The organism is Streptomyces sp. a15, from assembly GCF_059026085.1.
Map to the genome: position 1 here is coordinate 50,659 of NZ_JBWLKM010000040.1, position 18,255 is coordinate 68,913.

The window sequence follows — 18,255 nt, forward strand, 5'->3', positions numbered from 1 at the left end:
GGTGGGTTGCCCAAGAGTCCAGTGCCGAGCAGAAATCAGGCAATGACCCCCGTGCAGGTGACGGATGTGGCCATATAATTGGCCGATGCTAGAGGATTTGGACCGCCGCATCGTCGGCGCCTTGCAGGTCGACGGGCGCGCGCCATGGCGCCGCATCGCCGAAGTGCTCGGTGAACCGGAGCGAACGGTCAGTCGCCGGGGAGCCATGCTGCTCGACTCGGGAGCCGTCGTGGTCGCCGGCTGGCACACGCCGGGCGCGGCCTCCATCGTCAGCGTGCAGAGCACACCGCAGACCCTGAAGATCGCGGCGTCGGCCCTGGCCCGCCGACCGGACACCACGTTCACCTACACCTTGACGGGTCCGGTGGACTGCGTGACGGAGATCCGGACCGCGGCCGGTGCGCTGCCCGCCCTGCTCTACGACGACCTGCCGGGGACGCCCGGACTGGTGGGCATGTCGACGCTGCCGGTCATGAGGTACTTCCGCACCGGTTTCCAGTGGCAGCCCGATCTGATCTCCGCCGAGCAGGCTGCTGCCCTGCGTGAATTCCAGCCACCCCCGCAATCACCCGATGCTCCCGCCTCGTCGCTGAGCAGCGACGACCGGGCCATCGTGCGGGCGCTGGCCACGGACGGGCGCATGCCCTACGACAAGCTGGGCCGCACCGTAGGTGTCTCGGAAGCCACCGCCCGACGCCGCTTGGAGGCATTGCGGCAGGCGGGCATCCTGACCATCCGGGCCGTCGTCGAGCCACAGCAGCTCGGCCTGCCGGTCGAGGCCGTACTGTGGATCAAGGCGGCCCCGGGGGACGTGGACATGATCGGTGAGTCGCTCCTGCGCCATTCCAGCGTCCGGTATGCCGCGGCGATCATGGGCGAATACCAGGTGATCGCTGACGTCATCCTGGCCAGCAGACAGTCCCTGCACGAGTTCGTCACGTGCAGCCCGGCCCTTTCGAGAGCCAGAGCAGTCGACACCACGCTGGTGATCACAGCGCTGAAACGCAGTGGCGTTCTGGCCGCGGATCTCCGCGCGACCCGCGCTTCGCCGGACTGACGAACGCGCGTCGGCCCACCAGCTCAGAGCAAGCCGGAAGCGCCCGTTGACGTCCCGGTCAGCTGGCTGTGTGCCGCGAGCACGACGTCGGTGGCTGCGGCGAAGGACAACAGCGCGGACGGCCGGGCCAGCGGCCCGATCCGCGCGCCGTGCGGCGTCCATACCCGGTTGCGGCTGCGGGCGCTCTACCGCGCTGAGGTCCGCAGAATCTGCTGATCACGCCTTGCGCTGCCCGGTCACCACCCTCAAGGACCTCACGGCGGGATGCTACCGATGGTCCCGGGCCGATGGTGTATGGGCAGCGGGCGGAGCACTCTCGGCGACGCCTGAATTCTGGTTCTGGATCACTTTCAGTGCCGGAGCCACGGAGGGTCACCACGACCGCGATCATGAACGGCCATGGTTGATGTGCTCCTTCAGGACCTGTGGTTCCACCAGGTCGATGGTGTCCTGTTCGAAAGAGTCGTAGTCGACAGCGAGTTGATCGTCGTCCGGGCCCGCGCATCGGCGGAGCGGGCCAGCTGCCCGGCCTGCGGTGCGCTGTCTACCCGGGTGCACAGCAGGTACGTGCGCCGGCTCGCTCCGCCGATGCGGTCGGCGGGCGCCCCGTGGTGATCGAGTTACAGGTCCGCCGGTTCCGCTGCCGCGGACGCGCCTGCTCGCAGGCGACGTTCGCTGAGCAGGTCAACGGTCTGACCTTCCGGCATGGGAGGCGAAGCGCCGGGCTGCAGGCGGTACTTGAACGGCTGGCGGTGATGCTGGCGGGCCGTGCCGGCGCCCGCCTGACGCACGCGCTCGCGGCCGGTGTGAGCCGGTCGACTCTCCTGCGGCTGATACGCCGCCTGCCCGACCCCGAAACCCACACGCCACGCGTGCTCGGGGTGGACGATTTCGCGCTGCGCAAGGGACACAACTACGGCACGATCTTGGTGGACATCGAGACACGGCAGCCGGTCGATCTGCTGCCTGACCGGACCACCGCGACGGTCTCCCGGTGGCTTGCCGAGCATCCCGGCGTTGAGGTGATCTGCCGGGACCGCTCCGTCGCCTACGCCGAGGCGGGACGGCTCGGCGCCCCGGACGCGGTCCATGTCGCAGATCGCTGGCACATCTGGAAGAACCTCGCCGAGGCCGTCGAGAAGACGGTCATCCAGCATCGTGCCCTCCTGCGTGAGCCGGAGAACCCCGGCCCCGTTCGCGCCGTTGCGCCTCTGCTGACCGAGGAGCTGAACGCTGGCTCCGGGCCCGAGCCGCGGCAGTCGGGACGGCTGTCTGACCGTGTGCGTGAACAGCACGCGGCTGTTCACGCCCTGCTCGAGAAGGGGGTTGGGCTGCGAGCCATCGCCGGCCAGCTTGGGCTGGCCCGCAACACAGTTCGCCGCCTGGCCCGCGCGGGCACTGCGGACGAGTTGCTGATCGGACGGTGGACGGGCAGCACCAGCATCCTCGATCCCTACAAACCCCACCTGCATCAGCGGTGGGCCGAGGGCTGCACCGTCGCCCGCCGCCTGTTCGAGGAACTCCGCGAGCGCGGTTACCCGGGCGGCGAGAGCGTAGTGAAGAAGTACGTGCAGCGGCTCCGTGAAGCCTTCCCGCACGACGATCCGCCCCGCAACCCATCCGTCCGGGACGTGACCGGCTGGCTCACGCGTCACCCCGACAGCCTCGATGATGATCGGAACCAGCGGCTCAAGGAGATCCTCGCCCGCTGCCCCGAGCTCGCACGGGCCGCTGAACACGTGCGAGCCTTCGCCGAGTTGATGAACAACCGACAGGGCCGGCACCTCGGCCAGTGGATCGAGCGCGTCGAGGCCGATGACCTGCCCGCCCTGCACAGCTTCGTCAACGGCCTCGGTCAGGACCTCGACGCCATCGTCGCCGGGCTCAGCCTCCGCTACAGCTCCGGCGCCGTCGAAGGCCACAACAACAAGATCAAAATGTTGAAGCGGCAGATGTTCGGCCGTGCCAACTTCGACCTGCTCCGCAAGCGGGTCCTCCTCGCGGCGCGGGGCCGTTCATGATCGCGGTCGTGGTGACCCTCCGTGGCTCCGGCACTGAAAGTGATCCAGAACCCAGGTTCAGCCGCCGCCGACAAGCACGGCCGTACGTCCTGCCGGCTGCTGGCGCAGGAGTTCAGACGATCTTCACCGTGGACATCGGCCGCTTACCAGCGCGAGCACGGCAAAACGCGTGCACACCAGCCCACTTGATCTGCGGTTTTCATGATGCACACAGCTCAATTGGCGGTCGAGTCGTCGCGGGGCTCCGGGCGGCCAAGCCTTTCCAGCCATCGGACGGCTAACCGCATGACAGCCATACCCAGAGCCCCTGGGTCCCGCTGATCTTACGAATGACCAGTTCGAAACCCACGATCAAGAAAGCAGGGCATCCGCTGGGGCGGACGCCTCCTCGAAACCGCAGCCTGACAGCCTGCTTCTGAGCCTCCGGCGCGGCGATCACAGGCCTTTGACGAGTGCCAGGCCGACAGCCTGCACTGGTGACTGCTCGCGGTCGGCGTAATTCCTGACATCTTCTCCGGCCGGTGGTCATTCGATCCCGAGGGGTCCGATGCCCAGATCCTCACGCATGCGGCGGCGCATCTCAGCCATGGCCGTGCGGCGCTGTTGGATGAAGGCCCTGTCCTCGGCGGAGCCGACTGCAACCCCGCGGGCATAGGCGTCGCGCATCCGACGCAGGCTGTGAAACGCCTCGTTCCCGGCCGCAACAACGAGCGGCGGGCCCACGAGCCAGAGCTGTTCGCTGGCCGTGTGCAAGCCGGTTCCACGGAAGGCTTCGCGCACCGCCGTATCACGCGCTGACTCGGACATGTGATCGCCCAGGGCGACAGCCCGTATCTCTTCCCCCGCGTCTTTGAGGGCGGAGGCGTACTCGGTGTACACGGCGCGCCGCACTTCCAGAGCGTGTCGTGCTTCCTCGCGCCGCCACCTGTTGCGATCGGCGATCAGGGTGGCAGCGATGCCGATAGCAGCACCTGTCAGCGTGGAGAGCAGAGGCATCCAGTCCATGCTCCGCATGCTGTCTCAACTACTGCTGCGACACCAGCGGCCCTCACGTTCCGGCATGGTGATCATGGACCTCTTGCCGAGTGCCAGGCCGACGGACGGGCCGCACTGGTGACTGCTGGCGCTCGGACCACGACGGGCATGCCCGTGATCGTCGACCTGTCTGGCTGTGGACAACCGCTCACCTATGGACACCACGCCGTCCGGGACCTCCTTTACCGAAACGTCCTGGCGAAACGGTGACTTCTGCGCCAGGGGACCACGCGCTTGACCTGCCGCGTTGAAGTTGAAAAGCGGCACCAACCAACCCGGCGAACCTAATGCGGTCACAGCACGAGGAGACCTGGCGTCCCAGCGCAGCCGCGTAGTCCTCCGCGAACCCGTGCATGTCCTTCAGTTCCGGACCGGTGAGCGCATACGTCTTCGAGATGTGCGGAGCAGGGTCGACGAGGACTCTCGCGCACAGCTCCGCCACGTCGTAACCGGCGATGGGCGCGAACCGCTGGGTGCCGAAGGGCAGGCGCAGTTCACCGTTGCTCAGCGGTTCCAGCGCCAGCCAGGCCGCCGCGCCGGACACCTCGAAGGCGACGTCCGCGCCCGCGCCACCGGTCCACTGCTGTACCAGCTCCGGCACATCATCCGCTGCCGGGCCCCAGGCGGTCAGGCCCAGCTCCTCGGCGAGCAGCCGTCGGTGGGCGCTCAGCTCCGCCACGCGGACCTCGGCCCCCGCCGCTCGCGCGACCAGCGCGATGAGGACGCCGACCGGCCCGCCGCCGAGGACGCCATGTCCAGGGTGCGGGCGGCGGTGTAGCGGACGGCGAGTGTCGTCATCATGGTCCCTTCAGGTCTCATGCAGGGGTGGGTTCGAGCGGCGGGCATGGCGCAGCTCCTGTGAAGCGAAGACGGGGAAGAACAAAGCGGCGGACCGGCTCAGTTCGGGAGCACCCTTACGGCTGTCGTCATGGTCCGGGTGTGGTCGACGACGCGGGTCTCACCTCGCAACTCCACCTCCACAGACTGGCCGGGATCCCCCGCCGACTGCGCGACGGTCAGCACGACCCGACCGGGCTCGACGCGGCGGCGCAGGTCCTGCCCGGTGAAGCTGGTGAGGTCCGCGTGGACCTCGAACTCCACGGTGCGGGTCTCGCCGGCGGCCAGCTCGACGCGGGTGAAGCCGATCAGCTGGCGGACGGGCCGGGTGACGGAGGCGACCGGGTCGGTGAGGTACAGCTGCGGGATGTAAGTGCCTGGCCGGGGACCGGTGTTGGCGACCGTGGCCCGGACGGTTACCGAGCCGTCGGCCGCGATGGTCTCCGCGTCGGCACGTACGGCCTCGACGGTGAAGGCGGTGTAGGACAGGCCGTGCCCGAACGGGAACGCGGGGGTGGGGTCTATGTTGCTCACGCCGTCGCTCTTGAGGGCGAGCGGCGGCGCCAGGTAGGTGCCCGGCTGGCCGGCCGTGTCGCCGGGGATCTGGACGGGCAGGCGCCCGGAGGGGTCGACTCGTCCGGACAGGACGCCGGCGATCGCCGCCGCGCCCTCCTCTCCGGGGAAGAACGCCTGGAGGGTCGCGTCCGCTCGCCGCGCGTGCCGGCCGATCGCGTACGGGCGGCCGGAGACGACGACGAGGACGGTCCGGTTCGCCGCGTCGAGTACGGCCTCGACCAGTTCCTCCTGCACTCCGGGGAGCGTCAGCGCGCCGACGTCGCAGCCCTCGCCCGACGTTCCCTCCCCGAACATCCCGGAGCGGTCGCCGACGACGAGGATGGTCAGGTCGGCCGCCGCGGCCGCCGCCGCGGCCGTTTCGATGCCGCTGCGGTCGTCGCCGGTGATCGGGCAGCCGGTCTCGTTGTGCACCAAGGCGTCGGGGAACTCCTGCCGGATGGCGTCGAGGACGGTCGGTGCCTCGATGCCCAGGGGGATCTCGAGGTGGTGGGGCAGGACGTGGTTGGGGAAGGAGTAGCAGCCGAACAGGCACCGGGCGTCGTCGGCCGCGGGGCCGATCACAGCGATGGAGCGCGGGGAGGCGAGCGGCAGGACGGCCGAGGCGTTGTCCAGCAGGACGACCGATTCCTCGGCCAGGCTCCGGGCGATGGAGCGGTTGCGCGGCGAGTCGAAGTCGGCAGGGGCCGTGTACTGCCCGGGGTGCCAGTCCGGGTCCAGCAGGCCGAGTTGGGCCTTCTGCGTCAGGACACGCAGCACCGCCCGGTCGAGCAGTTCGGCGGAGACGCGGCCGTCCCGCAGCGACTCCTCCAGGTGTTCGCCGTATCCCGAGGTGTGGGGCAGTTCTATGTCGATCCCCGCGTGCAGGGCCGACCGGGCAGCGCCGGTGACGTCGGCGGCCACGTGGTGCATGGAAGCGAGGAACACAATGGACCAGTAGTCGGAGACCACTGTGCCCTCGAATCCCCAGCGGTCGCGCAGCAGCCCGGTGAGCAGGGTCTCGTTCGCGCCGCAGGGGACGCCGTCGATGTCGTTGTAGGCGTTCATCACCGATCCGGCGCGTCCGCTGACCACGGCCTTCTCGAACGGTACGAGGATCATGTCGGCGTATTCGCGCGGGCCGATGGCGGCGGGGGCGTGGTTGCGTGCCGCCCGGGAGGCGGAGTAGCCGGCGAAATGCTTCACCGTGGCGGCGACGCCGGACGACTGGAGGCCCTGTACGTAGGACAGGCCCAGCTCGGAGACGAGGTAGGGGTCTTCACCGAGAGTCTCCTCCACCCGGCCCCAGCGGTAGTCGCGCACCACGTCCAGGACGGGGGCCAGGCCCTGGTGGACACCGACGGCCGCCATGTCCGAGCCGATGGCCGCCGCCATGCGCCGGACGAGTTCCGGATCCCAGCTGGCCGCCCAGGCGAGCGGGGTCGGGTAGACCGTGGCCTGCCAGGTGGTGAACCCGGTCAGGCACTCCTCGTGGGCGATGGCCGGGATGCCGAACCTGTTCCCCGCCGTCACCTGCTCCTGGAACTCCGCCAGGCGCTTGCGGCCCGCCTCGGGGTCGACTGGGGCCGTGCCGAACACCCGGGTCAGGTGCCCGAGACCGTCGACGATCGCTTCTTCGAAGCTCTCGGGGGCACGGAACGTGTCCTGCATGGGCGCCACGTCTCCGGAGGAAGGGCTGAAGCCCGGCCAGGTACTGCCGAGTTGCGCGATCTTCTCGGTGTCGGTCATGGCGTCCAGGAGGGCCTGCGCGCGAACGGACGCCGGCAGGGCGGGGTCATTCCACAGCCCGGTTGTCGGGCGCTCGTCGCTGATCGTCAAGGTCTCATCCGTTTCTGTCTGCGGGCGCGCGGGAGCCCGCGCGGGCGATCGAGGAAGTAGAGAAGGTCGAAAAAGCACTGCCGGCGGGAGCGGGGAGCCGGGCCCGGGCGCCGGTCCGGCGGCCCTGGGGAGGCGGGTGACACCCGACAGCGTCATGGGCAGATGGTGATCTGCGTCGGCCGGCGCCCAGACCTCGAATCGGGCGGCGTCCCGCCTCGGCGGACCTGACAGGACGCCGGTGCGGTCACTTGCCGCCGGCCCCCATCAGGCCCGCGACCAGTGCGCGGCGGGCGAAGAGGTAGACAACGAGGATGGGGACGGCGGACATCAGCACCGCGGCCAGCAGGGCCGGAACGTTCGCTCCGTACTCGGAGACGAAGTTGTACAGGCCCAGCGTGACCAGCTTGTCCTCGTTCGACTGGGTCATGATCAGCGGGAACAGGAAGCCGTTCCACGCCTGCAGGGCGGTGAAGACGGCCGTGGTGGCGATGGCGGGCTTCGACATCGGGACGACGAGTGTCAGCAGGATCTTGGCCGGGCTCGCGCCGTCCAGCGCCATGGCCTCGTAGAGCTCGGTGGAGATGTCCCGCATGCCGCCGCTGAGGACCAGCACGCTCACCGGCAGCGCGAACGCCGCCGTGGGCAGGATGATCCCCCACAGGGTGTCGTAGAAGCCGAGGTCGTTGATGATCAGAAAGAGCGGGATGATGACGGCCTGGGACGGGATCGCCAGCCCCAGGAGGAACAGGCGGAACACGCCCCTGCTCACCCAGCCCCGACCGCGCACGACCGCGTAGCTGATCGGTATCGCGAGCGCCAGCACGATGGCGACGGTGGCCGCCGCCACGACGACGGTGTTCCAGATGTACTGGAGGAACCCGCTGTCCAGCACCGTGCGGAAGTTGTCCAGCGTCACGGACGACGGCAGAGAGACGGGGCCCTTGTCGGTGTACGTCGTCTGCGGTTGCACCGCCGTGTTCACCAGGGCGTACAGCGGGACGCCGATGATCAGGAGCCAGACCAGGGCCGCGACGCCGGCCGCGTAGTTGGGGCGCGTTCTCACAGCCCCTCCAGGGTGCTGGTCATCTTGTCGTAGCCGCTCAGCTTCGTGAGGACGACCGAGGCCGCGGTGGCGAGCAGGAGCAGGAAGCTCGCGATGGCGCTGGCGTAGCCGTAGTCGTAGGTGCGGAACGCGGTCTGGTACATGGAGAAGGGCAGGGTCGAGGTGTCGGTGCCGGGGCCGCCGTTGGTCAGCAGCAGGACGATGTCGAAGGCCGTCAGCCCGCCGACGACCATGAAGATGGTCGAGGTGATCATCGTGTTGCGCAGCTGTGGCAGCGTGATGTGGACGAACTGCCGGATGCGTCCCGCGCCGTCGATCGCGGCCGCCTGGTAGAGCGTCTGCGGGACGGCGCGGGCGGCACCCTGGTAGAGCAGGCTGTGGAAGGGGACGAACTGCCAGGTGGTCACCAGGACCAGGCAGGCGATCGCTCCCTGCTGAGTACCGAGCGGATTCCCGCCGAAGAGCCATTCGACCTTGGCCGGCAGGCCGAAGTTCGGGTCCAGCAGTTGACGCCACATGATGGCCGTGGCCGCCGTGGACAGCAGCAGCGGCAGGAAGAAGACCGCCGACAGCACGGCCCGGTTGCGCTGGTGGCCGGCCGCCCAGACGCCCAGCAGGATGCTGATCGGTGCCTGGACCGCGACATTGCCGACCAGCAGGGCCCCCGTGACCAGGGTGGACTGCCAGACCTGGCTGTCGTCGAAGAACCGCGACCAGTTCTCCATGCCCGCGAACTGGGGTGTGGTCAGCCCGTCCCAGTGAGTGAGGGAGAGGTAGAGCACTCCCACCATCGGCGCGACGGCGAAGACGAGGAAGAACAGCAGGCCGGGGAGTGCCCAGGCCACACCGGGCCGCTCCAGGGTGGGAGAGGCGGCCCGGTCACGCACCCGGTGCTTGCGCACGGGCCGCGAATTCGTTGCGGAGACCACGTGGACGTGCCTTCCTACTTCTTGATCGCCAGAACCGCGGCGACGAACTGCTCCGGCGAGCTCTGCCCGTTGAACAGCTTCTGGATCTCGGTCAGCAGCGGGGTGCCGAGAGTGAGGCCGAGGGCCTGGTCCCAGGACTGGGTGAAGTCGGGAGCCTTCTGCACCAGGCCGTACTGGAACTTCGCGTACGCCGGGTCGGGCGCCTTGGCGAGCAGCTGCTCGGCATTGGTCGTGACCGGAACCTCGCCCTTCTCGATCAGTCCCTGGACGTAGGCGTCGCTGTAGGTGGACTTGAGGAACTCCGCCGCAGTGTCCTTGGCGGCCGCGGTGGTCACCGAGAGGTAGTTGGTGGGGTTTCCGACGACGTTCTTCGGGTCGCCCTTGCCGCCCTCGACGCTCGGGAAGGCCACGTACCCCAGGCCGCTCTTCGCGAAGTCGGGGTCCTCGCTCTGCTGGGTGGCGTACTCCCATGAGCCCATCAGGACCATGGCCGCCTTGCCCTTGTTGAGCAGGGTGGTGGTGCCGCCGGGGCCGTAGTTGACCGAGCCGAAGTTCTTGCCGAAGGCGCCGCTGTCCACCAGCTCCTTGATCATCTGGGCGGTCTTGAGGACGGCCGGGTCACTCCACCGCGACCAGTCGCCGTCCTGGATCTTCCAGAACAGCCCCGGCCCCGCGAGCCGGTCGACGAGGTACTCGACCCACATCAGCTCGGTCCACGAGGAGCTGGCGTTTCCCGCGAGCGCGAAGGGCGTGACGCCCTTGCCCTTGAACACCTTCACCAGCTTCGTCAGGTCGGCGTACGTCTTCGGCGGCTCGACACCGGCATCGGCGAAGACCTTCTTGTTGTAGAAGAGAAACACCGGCTGGGTACCGCGACACGGGACGCCCACCAGCTTGTCGCCGACCTTTCCGGCCTCCAGCGCGGAGGGCAGGAAGTGACCCTCCAGGAAGCCGTCGAGCTCCACCAGCTTCCCCGCCTTGACGTAGTCGTCGAGGCTGCCGCCGCCCCAGCTGAAGAACATCCCGGGCATCTTCGCCGAGCCCATCGCGGTGCGCAGCTTGTCCTTGTAGCCGTCCGAGGCGATCACGGACATGCTGACCCTGCCCTTGCCTCCGGAGTTGAACGAATCAACCGCCGCCTTCTGGACCGAGTTGGTCGGGTCCTGCAGCGTCCAGAAGTCCACGTTGCCGTTGGGCGACGCCGTGGAGCTGCCGGACGGGCCGCAGCCGGCCACGGTGACACTCAGCGTGGTCGCCGCCGTAGCGGTGAGAAACCACCGTCGGGACACTCTGTTCATCGTTGAACACCTTTCGAGTCGGCAGGATCCCGTTCGCGGGTGTGCTTCACCCGACAGGCCGTCCCGGGCCTGTCCGCGCTGAGGGATGTGAGTCGATGGCCATGACCGTCAGGTGCTGTTGCGCAAACGTTGCGTACCGTTGCTCCCGCGGTTGAGCTGGCGTCGGTCACGCTAAGCGGCGCGATTCGGCCGCGGCAATATCCCATGGGAATCAGTTCCGAAAGACTTTCGCAGTCCGATGGCTTACGGAAATGGATCAAGCGCGCCTGCGTTGTCGCTTTCGGGCGCAGCAGTAGACATGCGCACGATCAATTCCGTCGCGAGCTCCCTGCGCGCCGTCGCGGGCGGCCTGCCGTCGGCCAGGTGCAGCAGGACCCGCGTGGCCTCCTGACCGAGCTCCCGGAACGGCTGTCGTACGGCGCTCAGCGGCGGTGAAGCCATGGCTGCCACCAGGGTGTCGTCGAACGACATCACCGACAGCTCGCGCGGTACGGCGATGCCGCCCTGCCGGGCGGCCTCCAGGGCACCGAGGGCCTGGACGTCGCTCGCGGCGAAAAGCGCCGTCGGCTTCTCGCGCCGGTCCAGGACGCTGCGCGCGGCGTGAAGGGCCTCGTCGTAGTCGAAGTCCGTCGAGCGGACGAGCGCGGGGTCGTACGGGATTCCGGCCTCCGCGAGAGCGGCCCGGTAGCCGTGCAGGCGCGCGGACCCGGCCGGCGAACTGGAACGGCCGGCGAGCATGCCGATCCGGCGGTGCCCGAGGTCGATCAGGTGCTGCACGGCGGTCGTCGCGCCGTGCCAGTTCGTCACCCCGATGCTCGGGATGTCCCCGGCCGGCGCGTTCAGGGGATCGACGAGCACGACCGGCAACCCCAGGTCGAGGATCCGGCGCTGGTCCTGCTCGGCGAGAGCGGAGATGACGATGACGACTCCGGCGGCGCCCAGCTCCACGGATTCCTGGAGCCACTGGGCGATCGAGCGCCGGCTCGTCGTGCCGACGGTCGTGCGGACGCCCATCTCGGCCGCCGACTCCACGATCCCGCGGACCACTTCCAGGGTGTACGGGCCGACCAGATCCCGGAACACGGCCAGGATCTGCCGCGGCCGACGCTCGTCGCTCTCCCAGGCACGGACATAGCCGCGTTCCGCCAGCAGTGTTTCGATCCGGGCTCGCGTCGTCTCGGACACGTCGCGCCGCCGGTGGACGACCTTCCACACGGTCGCGAGCGAGACGCCGATCTCATTGGCTATCGAGGTGAGAAGCCCGTACTGGGCGTTCCTGCGCGGCCTGGCTGGGCCCGTCACTTCGGCCTGGACCTCCCTGTCGCGTCCGCTGACTGTGCGCTGAGCGAACGTACACGCCCGTTCGATGACGGAGACCGAGGCAAAGCCCCGGAAAGCCCCGCCTACCAGCGGAAATGCGAGGACGTCAGGTCTGCGAAAGGCTTTCGTGGCCCGAGCGGCCACCTCTTGTAGGCTCCCCCGCAGCCTGTTCGAGCCGCTCAGGCGCGTCACTTTCGGGAGGCCGGGAAATGCCGGTGCACAGCATCCACGACACACAACCCGCCGACCGCTGGGAGGACGCCTTCCTCTCCGGCAACGGCGAGTACGGGATCATGGTGTTCGGACATCCCCACCGGGAACGGATCGTTCACAACCACCACCGTTACGTACTCCCCAACGAGTCCCTCGGGATGCGCCCGCCGGCCGTCGCCGACCGTCTCGAGCACGTCCGCGACCTGATCCTCGCCGGGGAACGGGAGCGCGCGCAGCGCGAGTTCTCCGACGGCAGGGCAATGGCCTGGACCCAGTCGTTCCACCCCGGGCACATGCTCCACCTTGATGCTCTGGACACCATGGACGCGCTGAGCGAGGAAGGACCCGTGGATCGCTACCGCCGGGTCACGGACTTCGCCACCGGCGAGGTGCGGGTCACCTGGGCCGACGGGGAGCGGGAATGGCAGCGGCGTGCGTTCGTCTCGCGCACCGATGCCGTCTCGGTCGTCGAGATCACCGGTCCCCGCCTCGACCTGGCCGTACGGCTCTCCGGAGAGCTGCCCGGCCGGCCGGCCGACGTCACCTTCTCGACCTCCGCGCAGGCCGCCGGGGAGAGTGAGGCGTCACTCGCCGTGGTCGGGACGTATCCGCCCGGGCCCGGTGCGGCGGGATTCGCCGGCGTGACCCGAGTGGTCGTCACCGGTGGCCGGGTCCGGGTGGAGGGGGACACGGCCCGTGTCGAGGGCGCGAGACGCGTGGTCCTGCTGACCCGGATGGACCGGTCGGCCCCCCTCCCCCGCGTCGACGCACTGAGCGCGGACCTGGCCGAACTGCCCGCCGACTACGACGAGTTGCTCGCCCGCCATACCCCTGTCCACGGGGAGCTCTACGGCCGCGCCGAACTCGACCTAGGCGTGCCCGACAGCGACCTCAGCCTCCCCGTGCGCGAGCTGCTCGCCCGCGCCGACGCCAGGACACTGGACGGCGCGCTGGTCGAGGCGATGTTCCACTCCGGCCGATACCTGCTGCTCAGCTCCAGCGGGGTGCTCCCGCCCCGGCTGACCGGACTGTGGCTGGGGGAATGGGGAGCGGCCTGGTCCGGTGACTACACCACCGACGCCAACATCAACCTGCAGATGGCCGGGGCGGTCCTCACCGGCATGCCCGAACTCATCGCGCCGTACGCCGCGTTGATCGGCGAGCAGATCGACGACTGGCGAACCAACGCCCGTACGATCTACGACACCCGCGGAATCCTCGCGCCCAGCCGGACCGACGGTGAGCACGGCCTGCTGTTCCACCTCGACGACGACTGGCCCTGGACCATGTGGCTGGCGGGCGCGGACTGGCTGCTGTTCCCGCTGTACGAGTACTGGCAGGCGACCGGCGACGACGACTTCCTCGCCCATACCCTCGCCCCATGGCTCGTCGAGGCCGCCGTCTTCTTCGAGGACTTCCTCACCCGCGAGGACGACTACGGGCGCGTCATCCTCGTCCCGTCCTACTCCCCGGAGGTCGGCCCGGAGGACGGTCGGGGCGTGGCGGGAGTGAACGCCACCATGGACGTCGCCGCGGCCCGGCACGCGCTCACCACCGCCGGCGACGTCTGCGCGCACCTCGGCATCGAGCATGACGCGGTAGACCGCTGGCGCGCGCTGGCCGAGCGGCTGCCGCCGTACCGCGTCGACGACCACGGGGCGCTCGCCGAGTGGGCGTGGCCGGGGCTGGAGACCGCCGACGACCACCGGCACATCAGCCACCTCTACCCGGTGTGGCCGCTCCACGACATCACCCCCGACGACACACCCGACCTGGCCGCCGCCGCCCGCGAGGCCCTGCTGCGGCGTGGTGACGAGAACCTGTCCGCGCACGGCAGCCTGCACCGGGCCCTTGTCGCCGCCCGCCTGAAGGACGGGGAGACGGCGAAGGCGAACGTCCTCAAGATCCTGGGGCGCAACATGGTCTTCCGGTCGATGATGACCTCACACAACCCCGACCTGGAGATCTACAACGCGGACGCCGCCCACTGTCTGCCCGCTGTCGTCGTGGAGATGCTGCTCGACTCCCGGCCCGGGGTCGTCGAACTCCTGCCCGCCCTGCCCCCGGAGTGGTGGTCCGGCAGCCTGCGCGGCATCGAGACCCGCGCCGGAGTGCGCATCGAGGAGCTGAGCTGGAACGTTCAGGAGGGTGTCGTGCGGATCGTGCTGACCTCACAGCGTGAGCGGGAGGTCGTCGTCGTGTGCCGTCGTGCCGCCGACCGACGGCGGTCCGTGCGCCTCGCACCGCGCACCCCCGTCACGGTGACTGTCCCGCTCGCCTGAAAGCGCCGGGGCGGGCGTCCCCAGGACGCCCGCCCCCGTGCGCTGACTCGGTCCGCTCATCCGGACAACCCTGCCCATGTTGATCGGCGGCACCAGTGGTCACTCACTCCGCGGCGATTCGTCGGCGGACCGATGTCGAAGTGCGCAGCACGAGTTCCGTCGCCAGCTCGATCCGCGACGACACGGGCGGCCGGCCCTCGGCGAGCTGTACGAGCACCCGGGTGGCCTCGCGGCCCAGTTCCTCGAACGGCTGGCGCACCGCGCTCAGCGGCGGGCAGGCCATGGCCGCCACAAGGGTGTCGTCGAAGGACATGACCGCCAACTCCTCGGGCACCCTGAGCCCGTGCTGACGGGCGGCCTCCAGGACGCCGAGGGCCTGGGCGTCGCTTGCCGCGAAGACGGCCGTGGGCGGATCGTCGCAGCGCAGGATCTGCCGGCTGGCGAGCAGTGCCTCTCCGAAGTCGAAGTCGGTCGAGCGGACGATCGCCGGGTCGTACGGGATTCCCGCCTCCTCGAGCGCGGCCCGGTAGCCGTGCACCCGTGCCGCCCCGGCCAGCGAGTGCGAGCGGCCGGCGACCATGCCGATCCTGGTGTGTCCGAGGCCCAGCAGGTGCTGCACCGCATCCCGGGCGCCGCTCCAGTTGGTCACCCCGATGCTCGGGATGTCGTGGCTGGGCGCGCTGAGCGGATCGATCAGTACCACCGGCAGTCGCTGCTCGACGATGCGTCGCTGGTCCTCCTCGGCCAGCATCGAGATCACGATGATCAGCCCGGTCGCGTCGAGCGCCACGCACTCCTCCAGCCACTGGGAGATCGAGCGGTGCCCGGTTGTACCGGTCACCACGTCCACGCCCATCTCGTCCGCCGCCTCCACGATCCCGCGGACGACCTCCAGCGTGTACGGCCCGGACAGGTCCCGGAACACCGTGATGATCTGCCGCGGCGCCGCGGGATCCCGCTCTCCCGGACGGACGTACCCGTGCCGCGCCAGCAACTCCTCCACGCGGGCGCGGGTCGCCGCACCGACGTCGGGACGCCGGTGCACCACCTTCGACACGGTGCTGAGCGACACGCCCGCCTCACCGGCGACGCTGGTCAGCAGACCGTACTGCGCATCCCCGCGCCTCCTGCCCCGACCTGTCACTGGTGCGCCTCACCTCGAGCTGTCACTCCATGCCGGCTCCACGCGCCGACACCGATGTGCCGTCCGAACCACTGCCCCGCCTCGGACTCCGCCGCAAGCTAACGGGACGAAACGCTCGTGAGCAAGGCACAGCGGGGTGCGGCCGCCTCACACGGTGGCCACACCCCGCCGGCGTCGACCCGCTAGCTTCGGCTCCACCTCTGGGTGGCGTTGCCGAGGGCCGTCCACAGCTGCACCTTGGATCCGTTGGCCGTTCCCCAGTTGGTGACGTCGACGGCGAGACCGTTGGAGCGGTTGATCACGGAACCGTCCAGACGGAACCACCACGCCTGGCTGGACTTGCCGTTGCAGGTCCACAGGATGAGCTTGGTGCCCGGGGTGGTGCCGTCACCGTCCGCGGCCAGACACTTACCGGCGACACGGAGTTCACCCGCGGTGGTCTGCGTGATCGTCTGGTTCGCGTTCCCGGAGCAGTCGTAGATCTGTACCTGCACACCCGTCTGGCCATTCGGCACATCCAGGCAGCGGCCGGCGTTGGCGCCCTTCAGTGTGAAGGTGCCGTCCGTCGGCAGGGGGTCCTGGACGAGCTGCCACTCCTGCGAGTCGTCCGCCGCGGGGTCCGCGGACGCGTTGATCGACACCTCGAGGTCGACAGCGCCGTTCTGGGTGGCGCCCGTCATGTACAGACTCGTGTTGCGGACCGAGCGGATCTTGTAGTAGCCGTCCGTCGAGGAGACGAGGGTCCACTGCTTGTCGGTGGCTCCGTCGTCGACCCACTGGGCGAGGCGCTGCCCGGCTGTCGCGCTGCCGGTCCAGACGGCGACCGAGCGGCCACCGGCCTTGTTGAGCAGGGTCACGTCGGAACCCTTGGCGGTCAGGTGCCAGCGCTGCGAGTCGTCGTTGGCATCCCGGGTCCTGAGGACGAGGTCGGGGACGTTCCCCGTGAGGTTGGCGTCCTGCGTCTTGCCGGCGTCGGGGCTGAGGACCTGACCGGTCAGACGGTTGACGAGGGTGTCGTAGGCACCGTCGGACCGGCCGAGGTCGACCTCGGCGTAGCGCACGGGCCCGACGGCACTGCCGCCCCACGAGGCCGAGGCCTGGAGGACGAGGACGCGTCCCGTGCCCTGGACGTACTGGAGGTTACGGCTGTACCCGGCGGCGATCGGCGTCTGGTACTCCTTCCAGGTGCCGGTGCTCAGACCGGACTCGTTCACCCAGACGCTGGCACTGTCCCCCGTGTTGTAGAGGATCCGTCCGTCCGGCAGCGCGACGATCACCGGGCTGCCGCCCGTGGACAGCGTGCGTCCCCCGGAGGGCACAGGCAGGTTGGTGATCGGGAGGTCCGTCACGCTGTTCGCGTAGAACTTCAACGGGTCGTCCGCGAGCCTGTATCGGGCGACGGATCCGCCGCCGAAGTACTCGTAGGTGAGCAGCCATTTGCCGTCGGTCGTCGGGGCGATCGTCGTCATGCCCGGGCGTCCGTTGCCGATCAGGGTCTTGCCGTTGAGGTTCTCGGTCGTGCCCGGGACGTCGACGACCGGCTGGCTCCAGGACGTGCTGCCGTCAAAGGTCTTGTGCACGAGGATCTGGTTGACTGCATCCGTGGCCGTGTCGTTGTCCGGGTCGATGGTCGGCACTCCGGTGTCGGCGTCGAAGCCGAGGTAGTCGTTCTCGTCGGAGTAGTAGGCGACGAGCTTGCCGCCTCGGGCGATCAGATACGGCTCCCAGACAGGGTCGTGCTGCCGGTAGGTATTGGCGTTCGAGATGCGGCTGCCCGCCCACCCGCCGGTGGCGATGATGTTATGGAAGGTCCAGGTCGCGCCGTCGTCGGCGCTGGAGTACAAGGCGATCGCCACGTCCTTGCGGTCGCCGTCACCGTCCGGCGTCCAGTTCGGGTCGGCGGCCTTGTGCTCCTTGTAGTAGTAGTCGTCCCCCGAGACGACACTCGCGAGGAGCAGCGTGCCGGCACTCAGGTTTCCGACTTTCTGCGGGAGCACGTAGAAGTACGGGTTCGTCCAGTTACTCGTGTACTTCGCGTACTGCGGGTCACCGGACAGGTAGGCGGGAGCCTTGACATCGGCCAGCTTCGCCCACGTCGTGCCGTCGTCGTCGCTCTTGTAGACGGGAAGCGTCTGTCCCACCGGGTCGCCCTGGCTGTTCTCGAACGATGCCACTATCCGGCCGCTCGGAAGCTGGGCCGACTTCGGGTAGAGAACACACGGCTGTTTGCTGCACGCGGCGGCATTGTTCGCCACATACAGGTTCGACGGGCTCGGCTGATACGCCGACGCGCTCGCCGCAGAGGCAATGGCGAATGCCAAGCCGATACAGAAGGCTGTCGCTGACGCAAGAGCCTTCCGCGTCCATGTTTGTATCACTGCAGTTCCTCTGTGCATATGGCCGGCGGCCATGGGATTCAGGAAAGGCCGCTTGGCGGCTGAGTGGGAAACGTGCGCGACCTGCGTCTCGCTGCCGTCCCGTGGCAGCGCCGGAGGCGGGGTCCGGCACGGGCGGCGGCCGTCGACACATGAGGATGGCGACGCGTTCCACGAAGGTATACATGCTGCTTCCTCGCTTCCGTTCCGGACCAGGGACACGGTTGCCGGGCGCCTACGCGTCTGGCGTCCCTTGCTCGAGATCCCAACCGCCACGTGACGAAGTGTCA

General features: G+C 69.0%; 12 protein-coding genes and 1 pseudogene. 4 read left to right on the forward strand and 9 right to left on the reverse strand.

The window, feature by feature from the left end; genetic code table 11:
• The first annotated feature begins 85 nt into the window (after positions 1-85).
• From AC5P09_RS31715 to AC5P09_RS31725, 3 genes are all read left to right on the forward strand, one after another.
• Complete coding sequence (locus AC5P09_RS31715) at positions 86-1,057, forward strand: Lrp/AsnC family transcriptional regulator (protein WP_493877174.1); 972 nt, start codon at positions 86-88, stop codon at positions 1,055-1,057.
• Between the two features lie 399 nt (positions 1,058-1,456).
• A complete protein-coding gene (locus tag AC5P09_RS31720; protein ID WP_493877175.1) occupies positions 1,457-1,672 on the forward strand; it encodes a hypothetical protein in 216 nt (71 codons plus the stop codon).
• Positions 1,669-3,078: an ISL3 family transposase gene (locus tag AC5P09_RS31725; RefSeq protein ID WP_493877176.1), complete on the forward strand. Its 1,410-nt coding sequence runs from the start codon at positions 1,669-1,671 to the stop codon at positions 3,076-3,078. Before AC5P09_RS31720 ends, AC5P09_RS31725 begins: the two co-directional genes overlap by 4 nt.
• Before the next feature lie 525 nt (positions 3,079-3,603).
• On the opposite strand, the gene AC5P09_RS31730 is transcribed toward AC5P09_RS31725, so the two are convergent.
• The 7 genes and pseudogenes from AC5P09_RS31730 to AC5P09_RS31760 all read right to left on the reverse strand — a co-directional run bounded on the left by AC5P09_RS31730 (position 3,604) and on the right by AC5P09_RS31760 (position 11,933).
• Entirely contained in the window at positions 3,604-4,083 is a 480-nt protein-coding gene (locus AC5P09_RS31730) for a hypothetical protein (protein ID WP_393426430.1), read from the reverse strand.
• A gap of 559 nt (positions 4,084-4,642) precedes the next feature.
• Positions 4,643-4,861: pseudogene (locus AC5P09_RS31735) on the reverse strand (zinc-binding dehydrogenase); the annotation flags it as partial.
• Positions 4,862-5,010: 149 nt separating this feature from the next.
• Positions 5,011-7,341, reverse strand: a complete 2,331-nt coding sequence (locus tag AC5P09_RS31740; RefSeq protein ID WP_493877177.1) for a beta-xylosidase/alpha-l-arabinosidase — start codon at positions 7,339-7,341, stop codon at positions 5,011-5,013.
• Between the two features lie 244 nt (positions 7,342-7,585).
• A complete protein-coding gene (locus tag AC5P09_RS31745; protein ID WP_493877178.1) occupies positions 7,586-8,404 on the reverse strand; it encodes a carbohydrate ABC transporter permease in 819 nt (272 codons plus the stop codon).
• Complete coding sequence (locus tag AC5P09_RS31750) at positions 8,401-9,333, reverse strand: carbohydrate ABC transporter permease (RefSeq protein WP_493877179.1); 933 nt, start codon at positions 9,331-9,333, stop codon at positions 8,401-8,403. Before AC5P09_RS31750 ends, AC5P09_RS31745 begins: the two co-directional genes overlap by 4 nt.
• Positions 9,334-9,347: 14 nt before the next feature.
• Complete coding sequence (locus AC5P09_RS31755) at positions 9,348-10,631, reverse strand: ABC transporter substrate-binding protein (protein WP_493877180.1); 1,284 nt, start codon at positions 10,629-10,631, stop codon at positions 9,348-9,350.
• A gap of 243 nt (positions 10,632-10,874) precedes the next feature.
• A complete protein-coding gene (locus tag AC5P09_RS31760) occupies positions 10,875-11,933 on the reverse strand; it encodes a LacI family DNA-binding transcriptional regulator (protein ID WP_493877181.1) in 1,059 nt (352 codons plus the stop codon).
• Positions 11,934-12,160: 227 nt separating this feature from the next.
• On the opposite strand from AC5P09_RS31760, the gene AC5P09_RS31765 reads away from it, so the two are divergent.
• The gene (locus AC5P09_RS31765) at positions 12,161-14,446 is read left to right on the forward strand and encodes a glycosyl hydrolase family 95 catalytic domain-containing protein (protein WP_493877182.1); all 2,286 of its coding nucleotides are present in this window, start codon (positions 12,161-12,163) and stop codon (positions 14,444-14,446) included.
• 103 nt (positions 14,447-14,549) lie between these two features.
• On the opposite strand, the gene AC5P09_RS31770 is transcribed toward AC5P09_RS31765, so the two are convergent.
• A complete protein-coding gene (locus AC5P09_RS31770) occupies positions 14,550-15,590 on the reverse strand; it encodes a LacI family DNA-binding transcriptional regulator (RefSeq protein ID WP_493877183.1) in 1,041 nt (346 codons plus the stop codon).
• Positions 15,591-15,772: 182 nt separating this feature from the next.
• Entirely contained in the window at positions 15,773-17,986 is a 2,214-nt protein-coding gene (locus tag AC5P09_RS31775; RefSeq protein WP_493877189.1) for an RICIN domain-containing protein, read from the reverse strand.
• Positions 17,987-18,255 lie beyond the last annotated feature (269 nt).